Genomic DNA, 537 nt, shown 5'->3' on the forward strand with positions numbered 1-537 from the left:
AATGCAGACATCATTTATCGTCATCGTTTTGTTTGCATTTCGATTTGCATTCAAACGTTGGCTGACTAAGCGCATTGGCGGTTTTACTGGCGATTGCTTAGGTGCAGCGCAGCAGCTTTCTGAACTCTTGGTTTACCTTACTCTAATCGCGTTTTATCAAAATATATGAAGCAGTTAATTCTCGGTGGTGCTCGTTCAGGAAAATCGAAACTTGCTGAACAAACCGCAAGACAGTTGTCCGAAAAGCAGAACAAGTCATTACATTATGTCGCTACTGCGTTGCCATTTGATGATGAGATGCGAGAGCGGATTAAGCATCATCAAGCTCAACGTGGGGAAGGGTGGCATGAACACGAATGCCACCTTCGACTTCCTGATTTACTTGCTCATTTTGATTCCAATGACGTTGTATTGGTTGATTGCTTAACGCTGTGGCTGAACAACTGGATTTTTGAGCTAGGTGAAGTCTGCAGTAACGAGTCATTAGAACAAGAGATAGAAAAGCTCATTCAAGCGGTTGAAAATTCTCGCGCGACA

The 537-nt window shown here is 43.2% G+C and carries 2 protein-coding genes; both read left to right on the top strand.

Annotated elements, in window-relative coordinates:
• On the top strand, positions 1–169 hold a 169-nt coding region (locus tag R7O13_RS30325; RefSeq protein WP_318305655.1), incomplete at its 5' end, for an adenosylcobinamide-GDP ribazoletransferase.
• Positions 166–537: bifunctional adenosylcobinamide kinase/adenosylcobinamide-phosphate guanylyltransferase (locus R7O13_RS30330; RefSeq protein ID WP_318305654.1), on the top strand; the 372-nt coding region annotated here is incomplete at its 3' end. The genes R7O13_RS30325 and R7O13_RS30330, both read left to right, overlap by 4 nt.

This window comes from Vibrio sp. Y176, from assembly GCF_033438945.1.